The sequence below is a fragment of the Kitasatospora sp. NPDC086009 genome (genome assembly GCF_044540385.1).
GTDB lineage: Bacteria > Actinomycetota > Actinomycetes > Streptomycetales > Streptomycetaceae > Kitasatospora.
In genome coordinates this window covers 77,275-96,783 of the sequence record NZ_JBITSA010000006.1, presented here as the reverse complement: position 1 = coordinate 96,783, position 19,509 = coordinate 77,275, and the positions used below count along the sequence as shown (strand labels likewise).

Below are 19,509 nucleotides of genomic sequence, written 5' to 3'. Positions count from 1 at the left end.
GGGCGGGCGCGCGCGGGGCGCTCACGCAGTCAGGCACGCGGGCGCTCAGGCGTCGAAGTCGTACTCCAGCACGTAGGACGCCGCGTCGAGCGTCATCTCGTTGAGTTCGACGACCTGGCCCTCGTCGGCGAAGGCGGTGCGGCATATCAGGATGACCGGCGTGCCCACCGACAGCTCCAGCCGGACGCCCTCCTCCGCGCTGGGCATCCGCGACCGGACCTCCTCGCGGAAGTGCACCGGCTTGGCGCCGATCTCGGCCAGCCGCGCGTAGGTGCCGCCCGGCCCGGTGTCCTCCCGGGTGATCGCCGTCCCGGCGACCAGCTCCGCCGGCAGGTAGGACGTGGAGAGCAGCACCGGCTTGCCGTCCAGCACGAACCGTCTGTGCCGCACGCACATCGGCGCCCCCGGATCGACCCCGAGCACCCGCGCCACGTGCTCCGGCGCGCCCTGCTCGGTGACCGACACCTGGTCCACCACCAGCGTCCGGTTGTCGATGTCCGCCGACCATATGGACCGTCCCGACCCCCACTGCCCCTGCGCGAGCCGCTGGATGCCGCGCCGCCGCAGCGGCCGGAAGTCCCGGACGAAGACCCCGGCGCCCTTGCGCGCCTCGGCGATGCCCTCGCTCTGCAGGACGCCGAGCGCCTGGCGGGCCGTCATCCGGGCCACGCCGTAGGTCTCCATGAGGTCGTTCTCGCCGGGCAGCCGGTCGCCGGCGCGGTACTCCCCGGTGTCGATGGCCGCCTTGAGCGCGTCGGCGATCCGCTGGTACTTGGGCTGTTTCCCGCCGCTGCTGCCGACCATCGCCTGCTCCCTCGTCCTCGCGGAAATCGTAGGCCCACCGCCGGCCGCCCGTATGTCGGTATGACCGGTCAGGCCCGTTGACATCTCTAGAGATATTAGCTTCTCTAGAGATGCTGGGTAGTCGCCGAGCAGAACACAGGCACCGACAGCGACCAGGACCGGCGCATCCACCGCCGCGTCCGCACCAGAGCAAGGAGCACTGCGGTGAGCACCCGTAAGCGCAACGCCGCGGCCTACCGACCGCGTGTGGGTGAACTCGTCCTCGACACCAGGACCGGACGCACCGGCATCTACATGGACACCCTCGGCGGAGAGCACTACCTGCGGCCCCCGGGCGGCGGCCGCGAGTGGACCGCCCCACCCGACCGCGTCGGCCCGGCACCCGACCCGTCCCCCGACGACCCCGGCCCGGCACCCGGGCCGCCCCGCCCCCGGACCGCGCCGGAGAGCCGGGCCCGGCTGAGCGCCCGGCTCGCCGCCCGAAACCAGGACTCGCGCCTCAACGAGAGCCGGGTCGCCTGACGGGCCCGGCCGCCGGAGCCGGCTACGGAGCCGGCGGTGGCCCCGGCGGGAGGGGACGCGGCGCCGGGCAGAACGACGAGCGCCCCGCGCCCCACCGAGCGCGGGGTACGGGGCACCGGCTTCCGAACGACTACGGGCGGCTGGCGATGACGCCCTGGGGCTCGTACGGCCCGTCCTTCTCGGTCTTCGGCGCGGCCGGCTCGACGATCCGGTCGGCCTCGCCCCCGAAGAGGTCGTCCTCCAGGTCCGCCTTCCGGTCGGCGGTCGGCTCGGTGTACTCGGCCTGGTCCGGGGACGCGGCCACCGCGCCCTCGACGGCCGCGCCCGCCTCCGCAGCGGCCTCCGTGGTCGACGCGGGGGTGTCGCGCTGGTCGTTGGCCATGGGCGGCCGCCTTTCGGTCATCAAATGTCTTCCGCCCCACCGGTTTGGTGCGGGCACGCCGTCAGTATCGTAGGGCTGATTAAATGTCCGATAAACATCGTGCGGCTTGCCGGTTCGTCCGGCAGAGTCGGCCCTCCGCCTAAGCTGAAGCCACCACGCGGCGGACCGCCGAGCGCCCTTCACGGAATCGACAGCACAGGCCATCGGGGGAATTCATGGAGTTTCGGGAGACGCCGCCCGCGTCGGCGCTGCGCTTCCAGGTACTCGGTCCCGTACAGGCCTGGCTCGACGGCGCCCCGGTGTCCCTCGGCTCGCCGCAGCAACAGGCCGTCCTCACCGCGCTGCTTCTGCACGGCGGCCGGCCCGTCACCACCCAGGATCTCGTCGACGGACTGTGGGGAGATCGGCCCCCGACGCAGGCCATTGCCGCATTGCGGACATATATCTCGCGCCTTCGCGCCGTCATCGAGCCGAAGCGCGAAATTCGCCGCCCCGCCGAACTGCTCGTATCGGTCAGTGACGGGTACGCACTGCGTATTCCGCCCGATGCCCTGGACGTCACGGTCTTCGAGAGCCGGGCGTCCGAGGCCACCGCCGCCCGGGTGGCCGGGGACCTGCACGAGGCGCACCGCCTCCTGGTGGGCGCGCTCGGCCTCTGGACCGGCCGGGCGCTGACCGGCGTTCCCGGCCCGTACGCGGAGTCCCAGCGGCTGCGCCTGGCCGAACGGCACGTCACCGTCTCCGAGGAACGGTGTGCGGTGGCCCTCGACATCGGCCTGCACGCCGACATGGTCGGCGAGTTGAGCTCCCTGACCGCCGAACACCCGCTCCGGGAGCGGCTGCGCGAGCTGCTGATGCTCGCGCTCTACCGGTGCGGCCGCCAGGCCGAGGCGCTCGGGGTCTACACGGACACCCGGAAGCTGCTGATCGACGAGCTCGGCGTCGAACCCGGCGCCGGGCTCTCCACCATGCACTCCCGCATCCTGGCCGCCGACCCGGCCCTGACCCTCCCCGCCGTCGCCCCGATCGGCGCCGCCGCCCGGGAGGACGCGCCGCTCCCGGTGACCCCGCCGGCCCAGCTGCCCGCCGACGTCTCGGACTTCAGCGGACGCACCGACCTGGTCGCCGACCTCTCCGCCGTCCTGATGAACGCCACCGGCCAGGCCGTGGTCGTCACCTCGCTGGCCGGCATCGGCGGCGTCGGGAAGACCACCCTCGCCGTCCACGTGGCGCACCGGGTGCGCGCCGAGTTCCCGGACGGACAGCTGTACGTCGACCTCCGGGGCGCGGGCGCCTCACCCGCCGACCCGGCCGTGGTGCTCGGTGACTTCCTGCACGCGCTCGGCGTCACCGAGACCCCCGACTCGCTCGACCAGCGCGCGGCGCTCTACCGCTCGCTGCTCGCCAGCCGGCGGATGCTGATCCTGCTGGACAACGCGCAGGACGCCCAGCAGATCCAGCCGCTCATCCCCGGGGTGTCCGGCTGCTCGGTGCTGGCCACCAGCAGGTCCCGGCTCGCCGGAATCCCCGGCGCCCACCTGGTCGACGTCGAGGAGCTGACGCCCGAGGAGGCGCTCACGCTCTTCTCGGCCATCGTCGGCGAGCAGCGCGTGACGGCCGAGCCCGAGGCCTCCATGGCCGTGGTCACCGCCTGCGGTTTCCTGCCCCTCGCCGTCCGGATCGCCGCCGCCCGGCTGGCCAGCCGACCGCGCTGGAGCGTCTCCGACCTCGCCCGGCGGTTAGCCGATCAACGGCGCAGGCTGGACGAGCTCCAGCTCGGCAACCTGGCGGTGGAGACCACCATCGGACTGGGTTACGCGCAGCTCTCCGCCCCCGAGGCGCGGGCCTTTCGACTGCTCTCCCTGATCGACTCCCCGGACCTCCCGCTGTCGTCCGTGACCGCCCTGCTGGGCGTCGACGAGCACACTGCCGAGGACCTCGCCGAGGCGCTCGTCGAGGCGAACATGCTGGAGTGCTTCGCTCCGGGCCGCTACCGGTACCACGACCTCCTGCGGCTCTACGCGCAGCGCAAGAACGAGCGGATCGGCGACGTCGAGGAGCAGCACGCCGCGGTGCGGCGGCTGCTCGACCTGATGCTGCCGACCGTCCGCAACGCCGCCCAGGCGATCGAGCCGGACGACCAGCTGCCGGAGCCGCTCAACGGTCTGAACTCCCCCGGTCTCAGCCTGTCGGACGGCGAATCGGCCCAGGCGTGGCTGCGCAGCGAGATCGCGGTGCTGCTCAGCCTGGTCGAGGCCGCCGTGAGCGGTCCCGGCGAATTGCTGCGACCCGCCGTCGACCTGCTGATCGTCCTGGACAGCCTGGTGGAGGACCCGACCCACGGTCCACGGGTCCGGCGGATGCTGGAGGTCGCCGACGACAACGCCGAGTCGTACCAGGACTCCGCCGTGCTGGCCCGGGTGCACTTCGCCCGCGGCACCCTGCAGTCGGTCACCAACGACTTCCAGAGCGCCGAGCGTTCGCTGCTGAAGAGCCTGAGCCTCCAGGACAGCGACGACCTGACCATCCTGCGGTCGATGGCCACCAACACCCTGGGCATCATCCTCAGCGTCGCCGACCGCTCCGCCGAGGCGTTGCCCTTCTTCGAGCAGTCCCTCGCCATCAGCCGGGTGGTGGGCGCCCCCATCGGCGAGGCCCGGCTGCTGGGCAACATCGCCCGAGCGCAGCTCGACGTCGGGGACGCGCGGTCCGCCGTCCGCTCCGCCACCGACGCGGTGGCCAGCGCCCGGGCCTCGAAGAACGGCCCCTGCCTGGCCGACACGCTGTACCAGCTGGGCGTCGTGCTCTCCTCCGGCGGCGCGCCCGGCACCGCCGTCGCCCACCTCCATGAAGCCCACCGGCTCTACCGCTCCCAGCAGAACCGCCTCCGCGAGGGCTACACGCTGGCCCGTCTCGGGGTGAGCCTGCTCGCCGCCGGCCAGCACGCGGACGCGGCCGAGGCGGCCGAGGAGTCGCTGGCGATCGGGCAGGAGATGGACTCCGCCTACTGCCAGGGCCTCGCCAACGCCGCCCTCGGCGAGGCGCTGCTCGGCCTGGCCCAGCCGGCCCGCGGGCTGGCCTGTCTGCGCGAGGCGCACGCGATCTTCACACGGCTCGGTGTGCCCGAGGCCTCCCCCGTGGCGGACCTCATCTCCCAGCAGCACACCGAGCCCCTCTCTCCCCCCGCGCCGTAGGCCCCGCACACCCCCGTGCTTCCCCCGTGGGGGCCGACCCCCGTGCGTTCGGTGCTCCCGCAGCCCCCCGGCTGCGGGAGCACCCTCAACGCTTCCCCGGCGCTGGACTCCACTGTGCACCGGGCCGATTGACGTTCGATAAACGTCGCCTTGCCGGCCCCGGACGCGGACGGATCCGCAGGTCGGGGGCGTGCTCCGACGGGCCCCGCGGCGTGCGGCGGCCGACCGCACCACCCCGGCCCGCACCCCCCGTGCTTCCGCAAGCCGGGCCACAGCACCCCAACCGTCACGAGTTGGCCGGAAAGGGACCCCACGGCGCAGTGATCACGCATATTCTCAGATGCCAGTACAGACATGACGGCACCCGTCCGGCGAATCGTCCGGAAACGGCAGCGCGGCGGCGCTCCCGCGGTGCAGAGTGTCCCTGTGCAAAGTGTCAGCGTGCAGTCAGTGTGACGCGGGGAGCGTGACGTACCGCCACCGGCAGCGGGCCGGCGGGGCAACGCGGGCGCCGGCAGGACGGCGGGCCGGCCTCGTCCGGCCGACCGGAGGCCCGGGTGGAAAGGTGCCTCTCAATCGTGACGACCGGACAGATATCCGACCCGTCCCCCCTCGACGAGGACGCGGACGGCGACGACGGTCCCGACGTCCTGCGCCGCCGTGCCGAGCGGGCCCTGCAGGCCGTCGCCTTCGACACCATCGGCGCCGGCTACGGAGAGGCCTTCCCCGCCAAGCGCGGTCAGCTCGCCTGCGGCCGCCGGCTGCTGGCCCGGCTCGAACCGGGCGCCGCCGTGCTGGACATCGGCTGCGGCACCGGCGACCCGACCGTCCGACAGCTGACCGCCGCCGGGATGCGCGTCACCGGTATAGACCTTTCGGACGTCATGCTCACCCTGGCCCGCGCGGCGGCGCCGAACGGGCCGTTCGCCCCCGCCTTCCACCGCATCGACATGTACGACCTGGCCACCCGGCGCGCCGACCGGGCCTGGAACCTCCCGGACCTGGGCCCGCGGGGCCGCGGCACCTTCGACGCCGTCACCGCCTTCTTCTCCCTCATCCTCCTCCCCCAGGAGGAGATCCCCACCGTGCTGACCCGGCTGCGCGCGCTCCTGCGGCCCGGCGGTCTGCTGGCGCTCGGTATGGTCGAGGCGGACCTGGATCACGTTCCACTGCCGTTCCTCGGACGGGAGCTGCGGATCAGCGGGTATCTGCGGGAGGATCTGGAACGGGTCCTGGTGGAGTCCGGGTTCGCGGTCGAGGAGCGGTCGGGGCATCCGTACGCGCCGGCCAGCACCTCGCTGCCGCCGGAGGAGCAGCTGTTCCTCTGCTGCCGACGCGTCGGCTGACCGTTCGCCACACCGCCCCACCGACCGACCGCCGGACCAGCAGAGCCACCACTCCCCATCAATCCCAGGACAGGCAGCCGTGCGCGACCAGCTCAAACCCGAGGCCGGACAGCCGCCTGCCCTCCCGGGCCCGCGCCGCACGCCACCGGCCCCGGAGGGGAGCGCGCCGAGCGCCACCGGACAGGTCGCCGAGCGGCTCGCCTACCTCGACTCCGCGACCCGGCGGATCAACAGCGCCCTGGACCTGGCCGCGACGCTGCGCAACATCTGCCGCGTCCTCGTACCGACCCTCGCCGACGCCGCCGTCGTGCACCTGCGCGACCCGCTGCCCAACGTCGAGCGCGAACCCGGTTTCCCCGACGACCTGCGGATCCACCACAGCCTCGGCACCCGGCTCGGCCGCCGCGGCCGGCCGACCACCGGCTCCGACCACCGCGGCTCCCGCTACGGCACCCGGTACGGCTCGCGCTCGACCGCCGACACCGGGCCCGCCACCCCGGTCACCCGGGGCGGTGCGCTCGCGCACACCCTGCTGAGCCGCCGCCCCGCCGAGGCCGCCGTCCTCGGGGCGGCCGGCTCCCCGGCCGCCGGCCCCGACCGGACCACCGAGCTGCTGCGCGAGCTGTACGGCCCGCGCGGGCTGGCCCGGCTCGGCCCGGGCTCCTCGGTGCTCGCCCTGCCGCTGCGCGGGCGCAAGGCCGTCCTCGGCCTGCTGGTGCTGATCCGCCGGCCGCCCGAGAAGACCGGCCGCCCCAGTTTCGACGCCACCGACACCGCCACCGCCGCCCACCTCGCCACCCAGGCCGGGCTCGCCGTGGACACCGCCCTGCGGTACGCCCGCGAGTGGGAGATAGCCAACGAGCTCCAGCGCAGCATGCTGCCGCTGCGCCTGCCCCAGCCGCACGGCGTCCGGCTCGCCCAGCGCTACCTGCCCGGCGAGCGCGGCGCGCAGGTCGGCGGGGACTGGTACGACGCCGTCCCGCTGCCCGGGAACCGGGTGGCGCTGATCGTCGGCGACGTGATGGGCCACTCGCTGACCTCGGCCGCCATCATGGGCCAGCTCCGCACCAGCGCCCAGACCCTGGCCGCGCTCGACCTGCCCCCGCACGAGGTGCTCTACCACCTGGACGAACAGGCCCAGCGGCTCGGCCGCGAACAGCACCTGGCCACCTGCGTGTACGCGGTCTACGACCCGATCGCCAACCGCGTGGTGCTCGCCAACGCGGGGCACGTCCCGCCGGTGCTCGTCGGGCCGGACGGCACGGCCGAGCTGCTGGAGCTGGACTCGGGCGCGCCGATCGGCGTCGGCGGGGTCGACTTCAACTCCGTCGAGCTGCCCGCCCCGCCCGGCTCCTCCCTGCTGCTCTTCACCGACGGCCTGGTGGAGACCCGCACCCGCCCGCTCAGCGACGGACTGGAGCTGCTCCGGGCCCGGCTGGCCGCCACCCAGCGGCACACCCCCGAGCAGCTCTGCCAGGAGGCGCTGCGGATCCTGCCGCCGGGCGACCGCGGTGACGACATCGCGCTGCTGGCCGCCTGCTTCGACGGCATCCCGGCCGGGGACGTCGCGCACTGGTACCTCCAGCCGCGCAACGAGACGCCCGGCCGGGCCCGCCGGCTGGCCGCCCACACACTGCGCCGCTGGGGGCTCGAAGAGCTCAGCGAGGCAACCGAGTTGATGGTCAGCGAGCTGGTCACCAACGCCGTCCAGCACGCCACCCGCCCGGTCACCCTGAGCCTGGTCCGCACCTCCCGGCTGCGCTGCGAGGTCGGCGACGACAGCCCGCTGCTGCCCCGACCGCAGCGCACCGGACCGGAGGACGAACGCGGGCGCGGGCTGCAGATAGTGGCCAGGTGCGCCGAGCGCTGGGGCGCCACCCGCCTGGGCACCGGCAAGGTCGTCTGGTTCGAACAGCGGCTGCCGTAGGCCCGCCGGGTACGCCGGAGGGCGCCCGGCCGTCGTGGCCGGACGCCCTCCGGGACGGGCCCGTCAGACCCGCTGCGGCTCCTTCGCCGCGCCGCTCTCCTCGGCGCCCCCGGCCCCGGTCGTGCCCTCGGGCGCGGCCCGCTCCGACTCCAGCCGGGCCATCAGCTGCTCGCCCTCCATGTCCACCCGCGGCACCACCTTCTCCAGGCACTTCGGGAACCACCAGGCCGCCCTGCCGAACAGCGTCATCGCGGCCGGCACCAGGGCCATCCGCACCACGAAGGCGTCCACCAGCACGCCCACCGCCAGCGCGAAGCCGATCGGCTGGACGATCGGGTCGTGGCCGAAGACGAAGCTGCCGAAGACCGCGACCATGATCAGGGCGGCCGCAGTGACCACCCGCGCGCCGTTCTTCACCCCGGCGACCACGGCCTCCCGGGGCGCCATGCCGTGCACGTGGTGCTCCTTCATCCCGGAGACCAGGAACAGCTCGTAGTCCATCGCCAGCCCGAACAGCACCGCGATCAGCAGGATCGGCACGAAGCTCACCACCGGGCCCACCTTCGGCACGTCGATCAGCCCGTCCAGCCAGCCCCACTGGTAGACGGCGACCACCGCGCCGAGCGAGGCCGAGATGCTGAGCAGGAAGCCGGCCACCGCCTTCAGCGGCACCAGGACCGAACGGAAGGCCAGCGCCAGCAGCACCAGCGCGATGCCGCCGATCACCGCCACGAAGGGCGGCAGGGCGTCGCCGAGCTTGGCGGAGACGTCGATGTTGGCGGCCGTGGTGCCGGTGACGTCGATCCGCGCGCCGGTCGAGGCCCGCAGGTCGTCGCGCTGGTCGCGGATCTCCCCGACCAGCTTCCTGGTGTCGGCGTGGTCCGGGCCGGTGGTCGGGATGACGGTGAGCAGGGCCGTGCCGCTCGGCCCGTCGACGGTCGGGGGCAGCAGCGTCCGCACCCCCTCCAGGGTGCCCAGCTTCGCGGCCACGCCCTGGACGGCCTGCTCCGGCCGCGCCGCGCTCCCAGCGTCGACGACGACCACCAGCGGTGCGTTGAACCCGGGGCCGAAGCTCTCGCCGATCCGGTCGTACGCGGTACGGGCGTCGGTGCCGGCGGCCTGTGAGCCGCCGCCGGGCAGGCCGAGGCTGAGGCTCGCGGCCGGCACCGCGAGGACGCCCAGCGCGGCCAGCCCGGTGAACAGCACGACCAGCGGGCGGCGCACCACGAAGGTCGCCCAGCGCTCGCCCAGGGTCGTCCGGCCGGGGGCCTTCAGCGCCCGCCGCCAGACCGGCAGCCGGTCGATGGCCCGGCCGGCGAAACCGAGCAGCGCGGGCAGCAGGGTGATCGCGACGAGCACCGCCACCACCACGGCGCCGGAGGCGGACAGGCCCATCACGGTCAGGAACGGCACCCCGGCGACGGCGAGCCCGGCGAGCGCGACCACCACGGTCAGACCCGCGAAGACCACCGCGCTGCCGGCCGTGGCGTTGGCGCGGGCCGCCGCCTCCGCCGGCTCCAGGCCCTCGGCGAGGTGCCGGCGGTGCCGGGAGAGGATGAACAGGGCGTAGTCGATGCCGACCGCGAGGCCGACCATCAGGGCCAGCACCGGCGCGGTGGTGATGATCTCGAACGAGCCGGAGAGGGCCAGCAGCGCGGCCATCGCCACCCCGACCCCGAGCAGGGCGGTCAGCAGCGGCAGCCCGGCGGCGACCAGCGAGCCCAGGGTGATCACCAGGACCACGCCGGCCACCATCAGGCCGACGGCCTCACCGCCGTCGACCTGCGCCATCCGGTTGTAGGCGTCGCCGCCGAAGGCAACGGTCAGCCCGGCGTCGCCGGCCGGGCCGGCGGCCGCCCGGACCGCGTCGCGCTGCTGGTCGGTGACGTCCGCGAGCGGGCGGTCGAAGGAGACCAGGGCCAGCGCGACCCTGCCGTCCGGGGAGAGCGCGCCGGTGGCGTAGGGGTCGGGCACCGCCGCGACCCCGGGGACGGCGGCGATCCGGCCGACCGCCGCGCTGACGGCCCCGGCCGCCTCCGCGGTGGTGATGCCGCCGGCCGCCGGGGCGCCGAAGACCACCTGGGCCGCGCCGTGGCCCTGCTCCGGGAAGGTGCCCTTGATGCGGTCCAGGGTGCTCTGCGCCTCGGTGCCGGGCACCTTGAACTCGTCGCTGGTCTTGCCGGCGAAGGCCCCGGCGGCCCCGCCGACCGCGATCAGCACGGCGAGCCAGACGGCGAGCACGGCGCGCCTGCGACGGAAGCAGTAGCGGCCGAGGCGGTACAGGTACGTGGCCATGAGTGAACCCTCGATCACGTCGGTCGGCGAGCGGGTGCCCGAACAGGTCGGACTCCACCGTACGGCCAACTTTGTCAGCTGACAAAGTTGGTCGACATAATCGACCGACAGATTCACTCGACCGAGTTATTTGACCGTGGCGCTACCCTGGCCCAATGGCACATGTCCCCGCCTCCGAAAGGCGCCCGCAACTGGTCCGGGCCGCCATCGACCTGATGACCCGCGAGGGCGTCGCCGCCGGCAGTACCCGGGCGATCGCGGCCGAGCTGGGGGTGGCACAGGCGACGGTGCACTACACCTTCGGCACCAAGAAGGACCTCTACCGCGCCGTGGTCGAACAGCTGACGGCCGAGTTCGTGGGCCAGGTGCGCGACGCCGCACCGGGCGACGGCCCCTTCGGCGAGCAGATCCGGGCCATGGTGCACGCGCTCTGGGCGGGTGCCACCGGCGAGGAGGGGCGCTGCGTCCTGCTGGACGAGTTCGCGGCGCTGGCGCTGCGCGACCCCGACCTCCAGGACATCATGCGCGGGCTGCAGCACGAGATCGAGGACACCGCCTCGCAGATGCTCGACGCCCTCGCGGCCGCCCACGGCCTGGAGCTGGCCCTGCCCGCGCGCGACATCGCCACGCACTTCCTGACCGGCTTCGACGGGCTGACCGACCGCTACCTGGTGCTGCGCAGCACCGGCGAGCAGCCGGACGCCGAGGCGCTGCGGGCGCTGGACCTGCTGGTCGCCACCACGGTCGGGCTCTGCCTGGGCTCGGCGGCCCGGACCGGCTGACGCGGGGCGGGCGCGGGGCGGGCGCCGCCCGGGGCCGGACCGGCAGCCCGGCCCGGCCCGGCGACCCGGCCCGACTACTCGACGATCCGGACCGGCAGCTCCGCCAGCACCTCGCGCAGCGAGGCCGCGAACCGGTCGTACTCCGCACTGCGGGCCGAGCCCGGCCGGGTGGCGAGCCCGATCCGGCGCCCGGGCGCGGGGGCCGCGAAGCGGACGGCGGCCAGCCGGTCGGTCCGGCCCGCCTCGACGTCCAGCGCCGTGGTGGGCAGCAGGGTGACACCGAGGCCGCCGGCCACCAGCTGGACCAGGGTGGAGAGCCCGGCCGCCCGGGTGGTGGAGCCACCGGGGTCGGCGCCGACCTCGCGGCAGATGTCGAGGGCCTGGTCACGCAGGCAGTGGCCCTCCTCCAGCAGCAGCACCTCCAGGTCGAGCAGCACGTCGCGCGGGACGTCGATCCGCCCGGCGAGCGGATGCCCGGGCGGGGTGACCAGCACGAAGTCCTCGTCGAACAGCGGGATGTCCCGGGTGGGCGAGGCCCCGCCGGCCGGGAGCGCGAGCAGCAGCACGTCCAGCCGGCCGGCGGCCAGCCCCTCCAGCAGCGAGGGCGTGCGCTCCTCGTGGACGTGCAGCTCCAGCTCCGGATAGCGGTCGCGGACCAGCCGCAGCACGGTGGGCAGCAGGTAGGGGGCGACGGTCGGGATGACGCCGAGGTGCAGCGGGCCGGTGAACGGCCGGCGGGCGGCCTCCACCTCCTCGGTCAGGGCCTGCAAGGAGGCGAGCACCCGGCGCGAGTGTTCGAGCACGCGCTCCCCCAGGGGAGTGACGATCACTTTGCGTGTCGTACGCTCGACCAGCTGCGCGCCCAGCGACTCCTCCAGCGCCGCGACCGCTCCCGACAGGGCGGGCTGACTGGTCCCGGTGGCGGCCGCCGCGTCGCGGAAGTGCCGGTGCTCGGCCACCGCCACGAAGGCCTTGAGCTGGGCGACGGTGGGCGCGCGGGGGCCACGGGGTGTGGCACTCCCCACAGCGGCCTCGGGTTTGCGCGTGGTGCCCCTGCGGGGCCTGGGGCGGGAGGGGGGCGTGGGGGTATTGATAACTCTCTCCGATCAGACACATCGAGTGTAGCTATTTCCCTGATCAGTCCACGATGTGGAATCGTGGAAGCCGTTCCGCAATCCGGACAAACTCCCCTCATCACTTCAGGAGAAGCGAACGTGCTCACGATCGGTGACAAGTTCCCCGAGTTCGAACTCAACGCCTGCGTCGACCTGGACGCCGCGAACGCCTTCGCCGAGATCAACCACAAGTCCTACGAGGGCAAGTGGAAGATCGTTTTCTTCTGGCCGATGGACTTCACGTTCGTCTGCCCGACCGAGATCGCCGCGTTCGGCAAGCTGAACGAGGAGTTCGCGGACCGCGACGCCCAGATCCTCGGCGTCTCCGGCGACTCCGAGTTCGTGCACCACGCCTGGCGCAAGGACCACAAGGACCTGCGCGACCTGCCCTTCCCGATGCTGGCCGACGTCAAGCACGAGCTGATGCGCGCCTGTGGCGTCGAGGGCGCTGACGGCACCGCCCAGCGCGCGGTCTTCATCGTCGACCCGAACAACGAGATCCAGTTCGTCATGGTGACCGCCGGCTCCGTCGGCCGTAACCCCAAGGAGGTCCTGCGGGTGCTGGACGCCCTGCAGACCGACGAGCTGTGCCCGTGCAACTGGACCAAGGGCGAGGACACCCTCGACGCCCAGGCCCTGCTGGCGGGCTGACCGACATGGCTCTCGACGACCTGAAGTCCGCCCTCCCGGACTACGCCAAGGACCTCAAGCTCAACCTGAGCGCGGTCATCGGCAACTCCGACCTCCCCGCCCAGCAGCTCTGGGGCACCGTGCTCTCCTGCGCGATGGCCACCCGCAGCCCCGCCGTGCTGCGTGCGCTGGAGCCCGAGGCCAAGGCCAACCTCTCCCCGGAGGCGTACAACGCCGCCAAGGGCGCGGCCGCGATCATGGGGATGAACAACGTCTACTACCGGACCACGCACCTGCTCTCCGACAAGGAGTACAGCGGCATGCGGGCCGGCCTGCGGATGAACATCATCGGCACTCCGGGCGTCGAGAAGATCGACTTCGAGCTCTGGTGCTTCGCGGTCTCGGCCATCAACGGCTGCGGCCAGTGCCTCGACTCCCACGAGGGCGTGCTGAGCAAGGCCGGTGTCGCGCGCGAGGTCATCCAGGCCTCCGTGAAGATCGCCGCCGTGCTGCAGGCCGTGGCCGGCGTCCTCGACTCCGAGGCCGCCCTGGCCGGCGTCGACGCCTGATCCCACGCCACACCACGAGGGCCCGCCGGACTTCCGTCCGGCGGGCCCTCGCGCGTTCGGGTGGGCCGGGGCCCGGCCGGACCTACTCGGCGCTCACCGGCGCACCCGTCCCACCGGGCGCCGCGGCACCCGCGGACGTGGCGGCCGCTGTTCGGGCGACGGCCGCCTCACGGGCGGCCTCCATCGCGGTGAAGACGGCCTGCCCGGCCTCGTTGCGGCGGCGCAGGTGGGCGACCACCGTGTTGGTGACCGCGATCAGCGGCACCGCGACGATGGCGCCGCCGATGCCGCCGATGATCGAGCCGGCGGCCACCCCGAGCACCACGCCCAGCGGATGCACCCGGACGGCCCGGCCGAGGATCAGCGGCTGAAGCACGTGCCCCTCGATCTGCTGGACGGCGACCAGCACCACCAGCACCATCAGCGCGGTGAACGGACCCTCGGTGACCAGCGCGATCAGCACCGCGACGGTGCCGGTGACGAGCGCCCCGACCAGCGGGACGAAGGCCCCCAGGAAGATGATCACCGCCAGCGGCAGTGCCATCGGCACCCCGAGCATCTGGATGCCGACGCCGATGCAGACCGCGTCGATGAAGGCCACGCAGACCGTCCCGCGCACGTACGCGGTGAGCGTGGCCCAGGCCTTCGGACCGGCCCCGGCCATCGCGTAGCGGGAGTGCCGGGGCAGGCCGCGCAGCACCCAGTTCCAGATCCGCTCGCCGTCGTAGAGGAAGAAGAAGGTGGTGAAGAAGGCGAGCAGGACGGCGGTCAGCACCTCGACGGCGATCTGCGCACCGGTGAGGCCGACCGAGGTGAGCTGCTCGGTGTTGGTGCTGATCGCCTTGGTGATCTGGTTCGCGAAGTCGGTGATCTGCTGCTGGGTCAGGTGCAGCGGCCCGGTGATCAGCCAGTCCCGGAGGGTGGCCACACCGTCCTGGACCTTGGTGGTCACGGTCGACAGGTTGGTGGTCACCTGCCAGACCACGAACCAGCCGACCAGGCCGATCCCGGCCAGACCGCTCATGAACACCCCGCCGGCCGCCAGCGACCGCGGTACGCCGTGCCGGCGCAGCCAGGAGACGGTGGGCTCCAGCAGCGCGGAGATCAGCAGCGAGGCCAGCACCGCGAAGGCCACCAGCCGCAGCATGTCGACGACCATGAAGACGACGTAGAGCGCGGCGCCGAGCAGCAGCAGCCGCCAGGTCGACTCGGCCGCCACCCGCAGGCCCCAGGGCACCGCCTCGGCCGGGGTGGCGGGCCGACCGGGGTGGAGTTCGCGCCCGAAGGCGCCATGGGTGGGCGCCGGCGCGGCCGGGGCCTGGCCCCGGCCCGCTTCGGCGTGCTCCCCGCGCGGCGCCGGCAGCGGGTCCGGTGTCGCGGCCACGGCGGCGGGCGCCGAAGCCGACACCTGCTCCGGTACCGGCAGCGGGTCCGGGGGTTCGTGGTACTCGGCCGCGATCGCGGCCCGCCGGCGCCGCTCGATCACGGCGGCCGCGCTCGCCACCACGGCCATGCCCTTGGCCACGGCCTTGAAGGCCTTCCCGCCCCGCGCCATCCTCGCTACCACCGCTCCCCCGTTGGGCCGCCGTGCCGGCGGTACGCCGTGGGTCGCGCCACGGCCGTCAGGGATGAAACTACCCGCCCGGCCCGGCACGAGTCCGCCGGGCGACCGCGCGGCCGCCCGCGGGCCGGTCGGGCGGCCGGTCCGTATCCGGACAAACCGGTGGTGACCGGGTGGTTTCAGGCACCGGGCAACGGGGAGGACTCCGAACGAGTACAGGAGCCATCTGTCGGCGGACCGGCCGGTGCGGGGAGCAACCAGGACCCCTCCCCGCGCCCCGCGTCCGCACCCGGGCCCGCTCCGCCCGCGAGCGCACTGGTCAGCGCGGCCCGGGCGGCGCGGCCCGTCCATCGCGGCGCACGGCCATGGCGGCGGGGCGGCCCACCACACACCTCGGCCCCCGACCGCAGGAGAGCGGTCGGGGGCCGAGGTGGTACGGCGTGCCGCGGGTACCGGTGGTTCCTAGTACCAGTGGTGCGACTGCCAGAAGGACCAGGCGCCACAGGGGCTGCCGTAGCGGCTGTTCATGTAGCTGAGGCCCCACTTGATCTGGGTGGCCGGGTTGGTGCGCCAGTCGGCACCGGCCGAGGCCATCTTGGTGCCGGGCAGCGCCTGGACCAGGCCGTACGCACCGGAGCTCTTGTTGGTCGCGGTGTAGTCCCAGCCGCTCTCGCGCTTCACGATCTGGCTGAAGCACTGGAACTGAGCGTCGCTGCCGACGATCTGCTGGGCGATCTCCTGGACCGAACCGGGGCTGACCGAAACCGGGGGGGCCGACGTGTCGGTGGCAGCCATCGCCGAGCGCGCCTTGGAGCGGTTGGCGGCGGCCTCGTCGGCCTTCCGCTTCTCCTCGGCCGCCTTGGCGGCCTTCTCCGCGTCGGCCTTGGCCTGCGCGTCAGCCTTGGCCTGCGCGTCGGCGGCGGCCTGCTGGCGCGCTGCCTCCTCGGCGGCCTTCTGCTCCGCGGCGGCCTTCGCGGCCGCATCGGCGGCGGCCTGCTGGGCGGAGGCCTGCGTGCCGATGTTGTCACTGATGGTCTGCGCCTGGGCGCCAGAGGGGACTTCGGCAAGCAGGGTCGCGCCGGCGACATCGACCGTCTGCGTCGTCTTGCCCTCGCTGCCCGAGGCCATACCCACGACGGCACCGACTGCGGTGACGGCGGTGGCGGAGGCCACAGCGACTCCCCGGACCGAGATCCGAGTCACATGGTTTCCTTCCAGCATCGCCCACGCGTGACCGTACGGGCGCAAGATGCCCCTTTGCGCTGCCCTCCGTACGGTGCTGGTCACGGGAGGTACTGACCCGGCGTCCGGAAGCGGTGGGCGACCGGGCGTTGCGATCGGGCGGCGTACGGCTCATCGGTGTTCAATTGTGCGTCCACCTACCGGAGTTGGCGGACCGTCCGGACCGGGCCCACGGTCTCCCGGGGGCCCTGCCATGCCGTACGCGGGGCCTGACAGAACCCTCACCATGCCGCACCGGGCACTGTCGACGCAATTCCCTGTTGCGTGGCGCATCTCACATTCACCGCACTGGAGTTCTCCGGACAGAAAGCACTCGATGTGATGAAAGGGACGGGGGCCGCTCCCGTCAGGAGCGGCCCCCACAGCCGGAGTTGACCGTATTGTCCGACTATGCCCTAGTGCGGGCGAATCACGGGTTGATGTCCTCCAGCATCTCCGTGACCAGCGCCGCGATCGGGGAGCGCTCGGAGCGGGTGAGGGTGATGTGGGCGAACAGCGGATGGCCCTTCAGCTTCTCGACCACCGCGACGACGCCGTCGTAGCGGCCGACCCGCAGGTTGTCCCGCTGGGCCACGTCGTGGGTCAGCACCACCCGGGAGCCCTGGCCGATCCGGGAGAGCACCGTCAGCAGGACGTTGCGCTCCAGCGACTGCGCCTCGTCCACGATCACGAAGGCGTCGTGCAGCGAACGCCCCCGGATGTGGGTCAGCGGCAGGACCTCCAGCATGCCCCGGGAGATCACCTCCTCGATGACGTCCGGGGTGGTCACGGCCGAGAGGGTGTCGAAGACCGCCTGCGCCCAGGGGCTCATCTTCTCCGTCTCGGACCCGGGCAGGTAGCCGAGCTCCTGGCCGCCGACCGCGTACAGCGGCCGGAACACCATCACCTTGCGGTGCTGCCCCCGCTCCAGCACCGCCTCCAGCCCCGCGCACAGCGCCAGCGCCGACTTGCCGGTACCGGCCCGCCCGCCCATCGAGACGATGCCCACCTCCGGATCGAGCAGCAGGTCCAGCGCCACCCGCTGCTCGGCACTGCGCCCGCGCAGCCCGAAGGCCTCGCGCTCGCCGCGCACCAGCCGCACCCGGCCGTCGCCGGTGACCCGGCCCAGCGCCCGGCCGCGCTCGGAGCCGAGCACCAGTCCGGTGTGGACGGGCAGCTCGGCCGCGCCCTCGACGTCCACCGCGGCGTCGTGGCCGGCCGCGAACAGCGCGTCCACCTGGTCCGCGGGGACGTGCAGCTCGGCCATGCCGGTCCACCCGGAGGTGATCGCCAGCTCGGCCCGGTACTCCTCGGCGAGCAGGCCGACCGAACTGGCCTTGATCCGCAGCGGCAGGTCCTTGGAGACGACGGTGACGTCGTACCCCTCGGCCTGCAGGTTGCGGGCCACCGCAAGGATCCGGCTGTCCGCCTCGCCGCCCGCGGACCGGTAGCCGACCGGCAGTATCGACAGGTCGGAGTGGTTCAGCTCGACCCGGATGGTGCCGCCGAGCTCCCCGACCGGGATCGGCTCGTCGAGCCGGCCGAAACGGATGCGGTAGTCGTCGAGCAGCCGCAGCGCCTGGCGGGCGAAGTAGCCCAGCTCCGGGTGGTGCCGCTTGGCTTCCAGCTCGGTGACCACGACCACCGGCAGGACGACCTCGTGCTCCTCGAAGCGGGTCATGGCGAGCGGGTCCGCCAGAAGCACGCTGGTGTCGAGAACGTAGGTCCGCCGGTCTGGTGTCCGGCGGCTCTTGGAACTGACCACTAGGCCTCCAGAGCGGATGACCCTGCGTCATCCGCGGCAAGCCGGCCCCCGCTGCCCCGGTGGCCTCGGGGCCGGTCTGCTCGGAGTATTCCCAGGCGAGGGGCGGTGCATTCACGCACTCGGCGAACTGACGGATCATTGCCGGTGAACGTTTGGCCTCGCGGCGCCGCCGGGTACTCCAGCCCTACTGGGGGGTCGGCGGGGGCGGGTGGGGGCCGGTGGGCGTCAGAGCCCCATCCGCCGGTGGCGCTCCTCGTACGCGCGCAGTGCCCGGAGGAAGTCGACCTTCCGGAAGGCGGGCCAGTAGGCCTCGCAGAAGTAGAACTCGCTGTGCGCGCTCTGCCAGAGCAGGAAGCCGGAGAGCCGCTGCTCGCCCGAGGTGCGGATGACCAGGTCCGGGTCGGGCTGGCCCTTGGTGTAGAGGTGCTCGGCGATGTGCTCGACGTCGAGGATTTCGGCCAGTTCCTCGATCGAGGTGCCGCGCCCGGCGTGCTCCTGGAGCAGCGAGCGGACGGCGTCGGCGATCTCGTGCCGGCCGCCGTACCCGACGGCGACGTTCACGGTGATCCCGTCGATCCCGGCGGTCTCGTCGGCGGCCCGCTTGAGCACGTCCGCGGTGTGCTGCGGGAGCAGGTCCAGCGCGCCGACCGGGTTGACCCGCCAGCGACGGGCGGCGGCCAGGCCGGTGACGGCGTCCTCGATGATCCCGAGCAGCGGGACGAGCTCGTCGGCCGGCCGGGAGAGGTTGTCGGTGGAGAGCATCCAGAGCGTGACGACCTTGACGTGGGTCTCGTCGCACCAGCCGAGGAACTCGCTGATCTTGTCGGCGCCGCGCTGGTGACCGTAGGCGGTGGAGCCGCCGGTCGCCTTGGCCCAGCGGCGGTTGCCGTCGAGGATCACGCCGATGTGATGGGGGGTCCGGGCGAGGTGCACCTCGACCCGGCGACCGTAGAGGCCGTACATACCGTCCAGCAGGGTGCGCAGACCCGGCGTGCGTTCGACGACATCGCGCAGACCCATGGTTTTCGGCCCCTCCGTACTCATTCACCGGGGGACGTCACAACCCCCGGCGCAGCCTACTCCGGCCCGGAGGCAGTGGGTAAAGCCGCAGGTAGCAGTCCGGTCACAGTCCTGTGCGGAGCGCGTCGGGGGCCGCGTGGCGGGAGTGGCCGGAACACACCCGCGCGAACGCCCGGTGGCTCCCGGGGCTCCGGATACGGAACGGTATCCGGTTCCTTAAAGAATCCGTAAGCCGACGGTTCAATGCTTGACGACCACCAATGGTCTAGTCCAGCTTGTGACCCAGGGCGGAACACGCACCACCGCCGCCCCATCCGAGGCAGTACTGCGGACGCAATTCCCTCCTCGCCCCCGGGCGTTCCCGAACCGAACACGA

15 protein-coding genes are annotated in these 19,509 nt (G+C 73.2%); 7 read left to right on the top strand and 8 right to left on the bottom strand.

The annotated features are described in order from the left end of the window. Positions 1 to 45 precede the first annotated feature (45 nt). Positions 46 to 804 carry a GntR family transcriptional regulator gene (locus ACIF6L_RS16995; protein WP_396488591.1) on the bottom strand — a complete coding sequence of 253 codons (759 nt, stop codon included), beginning with the start codon at positions 802 to 804 and terminating at the stop codon, positions 46 to 48. A 204-nt stretch (positions 805 to 1,008) separates the two neighbouring features. On the opposite strand from ACIF6L_RS16995, the gene ACIF6L_RS16990 reads away from it, so the two are divergent. Then, positions 1,009 to 1,326, top strand: coding sequence for a hypothetical protein (locus ACIF6L_RS16990; protein WP_329489411.1), 318 nt, complete (start codon positions 1,009 to 1,011; stop codon positions 1,324 to 1,326). Positions 1,327 to 1,456: 130 nt separating this feature from the next. On the opposite strand, the gene ACIF6L_RS16985 is transcribed toward ACIF6L_RS16990, so the two are convergent. Further along, positions 1,457 to 1,708, bottom strand: coding sequence for a hypothetical protein (locus ACIF6L_RS16985; protein WP_396488593.1), 252 nt, complete (start codon positions 1,706 to 1,708; stop codon positions 1,457 to 1,459). A gap of 215 nt (positions 1,709 to 1,923) precedes the next feature. On the opposite strand from ACIF6L_RS16985, the gene ACIF6L_RS16980 reads away from it, so the two are divergent. The 3 genes from ACIF6L_RS16980 (at position 1,924) to ACIF6L_RS16970 (ending at position 8,175) form a co-directional block, all read left to right on the top strand. Next, positions 1,924 to 4,902, top strand: a complete 2,979-nt coding sequence (locus ACIF6L_RS16980; protein WP_396488595.1) for an AfsR/SARP family transcriptional regulator — start codon at positions 1,924 to 1,926, stop codon at positions 4,900 to 4,902. Between the two features lie 578 nt (positions 4,903 to 5,480). After that, entirely contained in the window at positions 5,481 to 6,248 is a 768-nt protein-coding gene (locus ACIF6L_RS16975) for a class I SAM-dependent methyltransferase (RefSeq protein WP_396488597.1), read from the top strand. A 79-nt stretch (positions 6,249 to 6,327) separates the two neighbouring features. Next, positions 6,328 to 8,175 (top strand): SpoIIE family protein phosphatase, encoded by a 1,848-nt coding sequence (locus tag ACIF6L_RS16970; protein ID WP_396488599.1) that lies wholly within the window; start codon positions 6,328 to 6,330, stop codon positions 8,173 to 8,175. A gap of 63 nt (positions 8,176 to 8,238) precedes the next feature. Here ACIF6L_RS16970 and ACIF6L_RS16965 read toward each other — a convergent pair whose 3' ends face one another. Further along, positions 8,239 to 10,470: an MMPL family transporter gene (locus ACIF6L_RS16965; protein ID WP_396488601.1), complete on the bottom strand. Its 2,232-nt coding sequence runs from the start codon at positions 10,468 to 10,470 to the stop codon at positions 8,239 to 8,241. 155 nt (positions 10,471 to 10,625) lie between these two features. On the opposite strand from ACIF6L_RS16965, the gene ACIF6L_RS16960 reads away from it, so the two are divergent. Further along, complete coding sequence (locus ACIF6L_RS16960) at positions 10,626 to 11,252, top strand: TetR/AcrR family transcriptional regulator (protein ID WP_396488603.1); 627 nt, start codon at positions 10,626 to 10,628, stop codon at positions 11,250 to 11,252. Positions 11,253 to 11,326: 74 nt separating this feature from the next. On the opposite strand, the gene ACIF6L_RS16955 is transcribed toward ACIF6L_RS16960, so the two are convergent. Next, complete coding sequence (locus ACIF6L_RS16955) at positions 11,327 to 12,277, bottom strand: LysR substrate-binding domain-containing protein (protein ID WP_329489404.1); 951 nt, start codon at positions 12,275 to 12,277, stop codon at positions 11,327 to 11,329. 189 nt (positions 12,278 to 12,466) lie between these two features. Between ACIF6L_RS16955 and ACIF6L_RS16950 the strand changes: the two genes are divergently transcribed. Then, a complete protein-coding gene (locus ACIF6L_RS16950) occupies positions 12,467 to 13,018 on the top strand; it encodes a peroxiredoxin (protein ID WP_329489403.1) in 552 nt (183 codons plus the stop codon). Positions 13,019 to 13,023: 5 nt separating this feature from the next. Next, entirely contained in the window at positions 13,024 to 13,566 is a 543-nt protein-coding gene (locus ACIF6L_RS16945; protein WP_329489402.1) for an alkyl hydroperoxide reductase, read from the top strand. Between the two features lie 82 nt (positions 13,567 to 13,648). On the opposite strand, the gene ACIF6L_RS16940 is transcribed toward ACIF6L_RS16945, so the two are convergent. From ACIF6L_RS16940 to ACIF6L_RS16925, 4 genes are all read right to left on the bottom strand, one after another. Next, entirely contained in the window at positions 13,649 to 15,121 is a 1,473-nt protein-coding gene (locus ACIF6L_RS16940; protein WP_396488606.1) for an AI-2E family transporter, read from the bottom strand. Between the two features lie 468 nt (positions 15,122 to 15,589). Next, positions 15,590 to 16,348, bottom strand: coding sequence for a transglycosylase SLT domain-containing protein (locus ACIF6L_RS16935; protein WP_329489400.1), 759 nt, complete (start codon positions 16,346 to 16,348; stop codon positions 15,590 to 15,592). Between the two features lie 430 nt (positions 16,349 to 16,778). After that, positions 16,779 to 18,113, bottom strand: a complete 1,335-nt coding sequence (locus tag ACIF6L_RS16930) for a PhoH family protein (protein ID WP_329489399.1) — start codon at positions 18,111 to 18,113, stop codon at positions 16,779 to 16,781. Between the two features lie 225 nt (positions 18,114 to 18,338). Continuing rightward, positions 18,339 to 19,133 (bottom strand): isoprenyl transferase, encoded by a 795-nt coding sequence (locus tag ACIF6L_RS16925; protein ID WP_329489398.1) that lies wholly within the window; start codon positions 19,131 to 19,133, stop codon positions 18,339 to 18,341. Positions 19,134 to 19,509 lie beyond the last annotated feature (376 nt).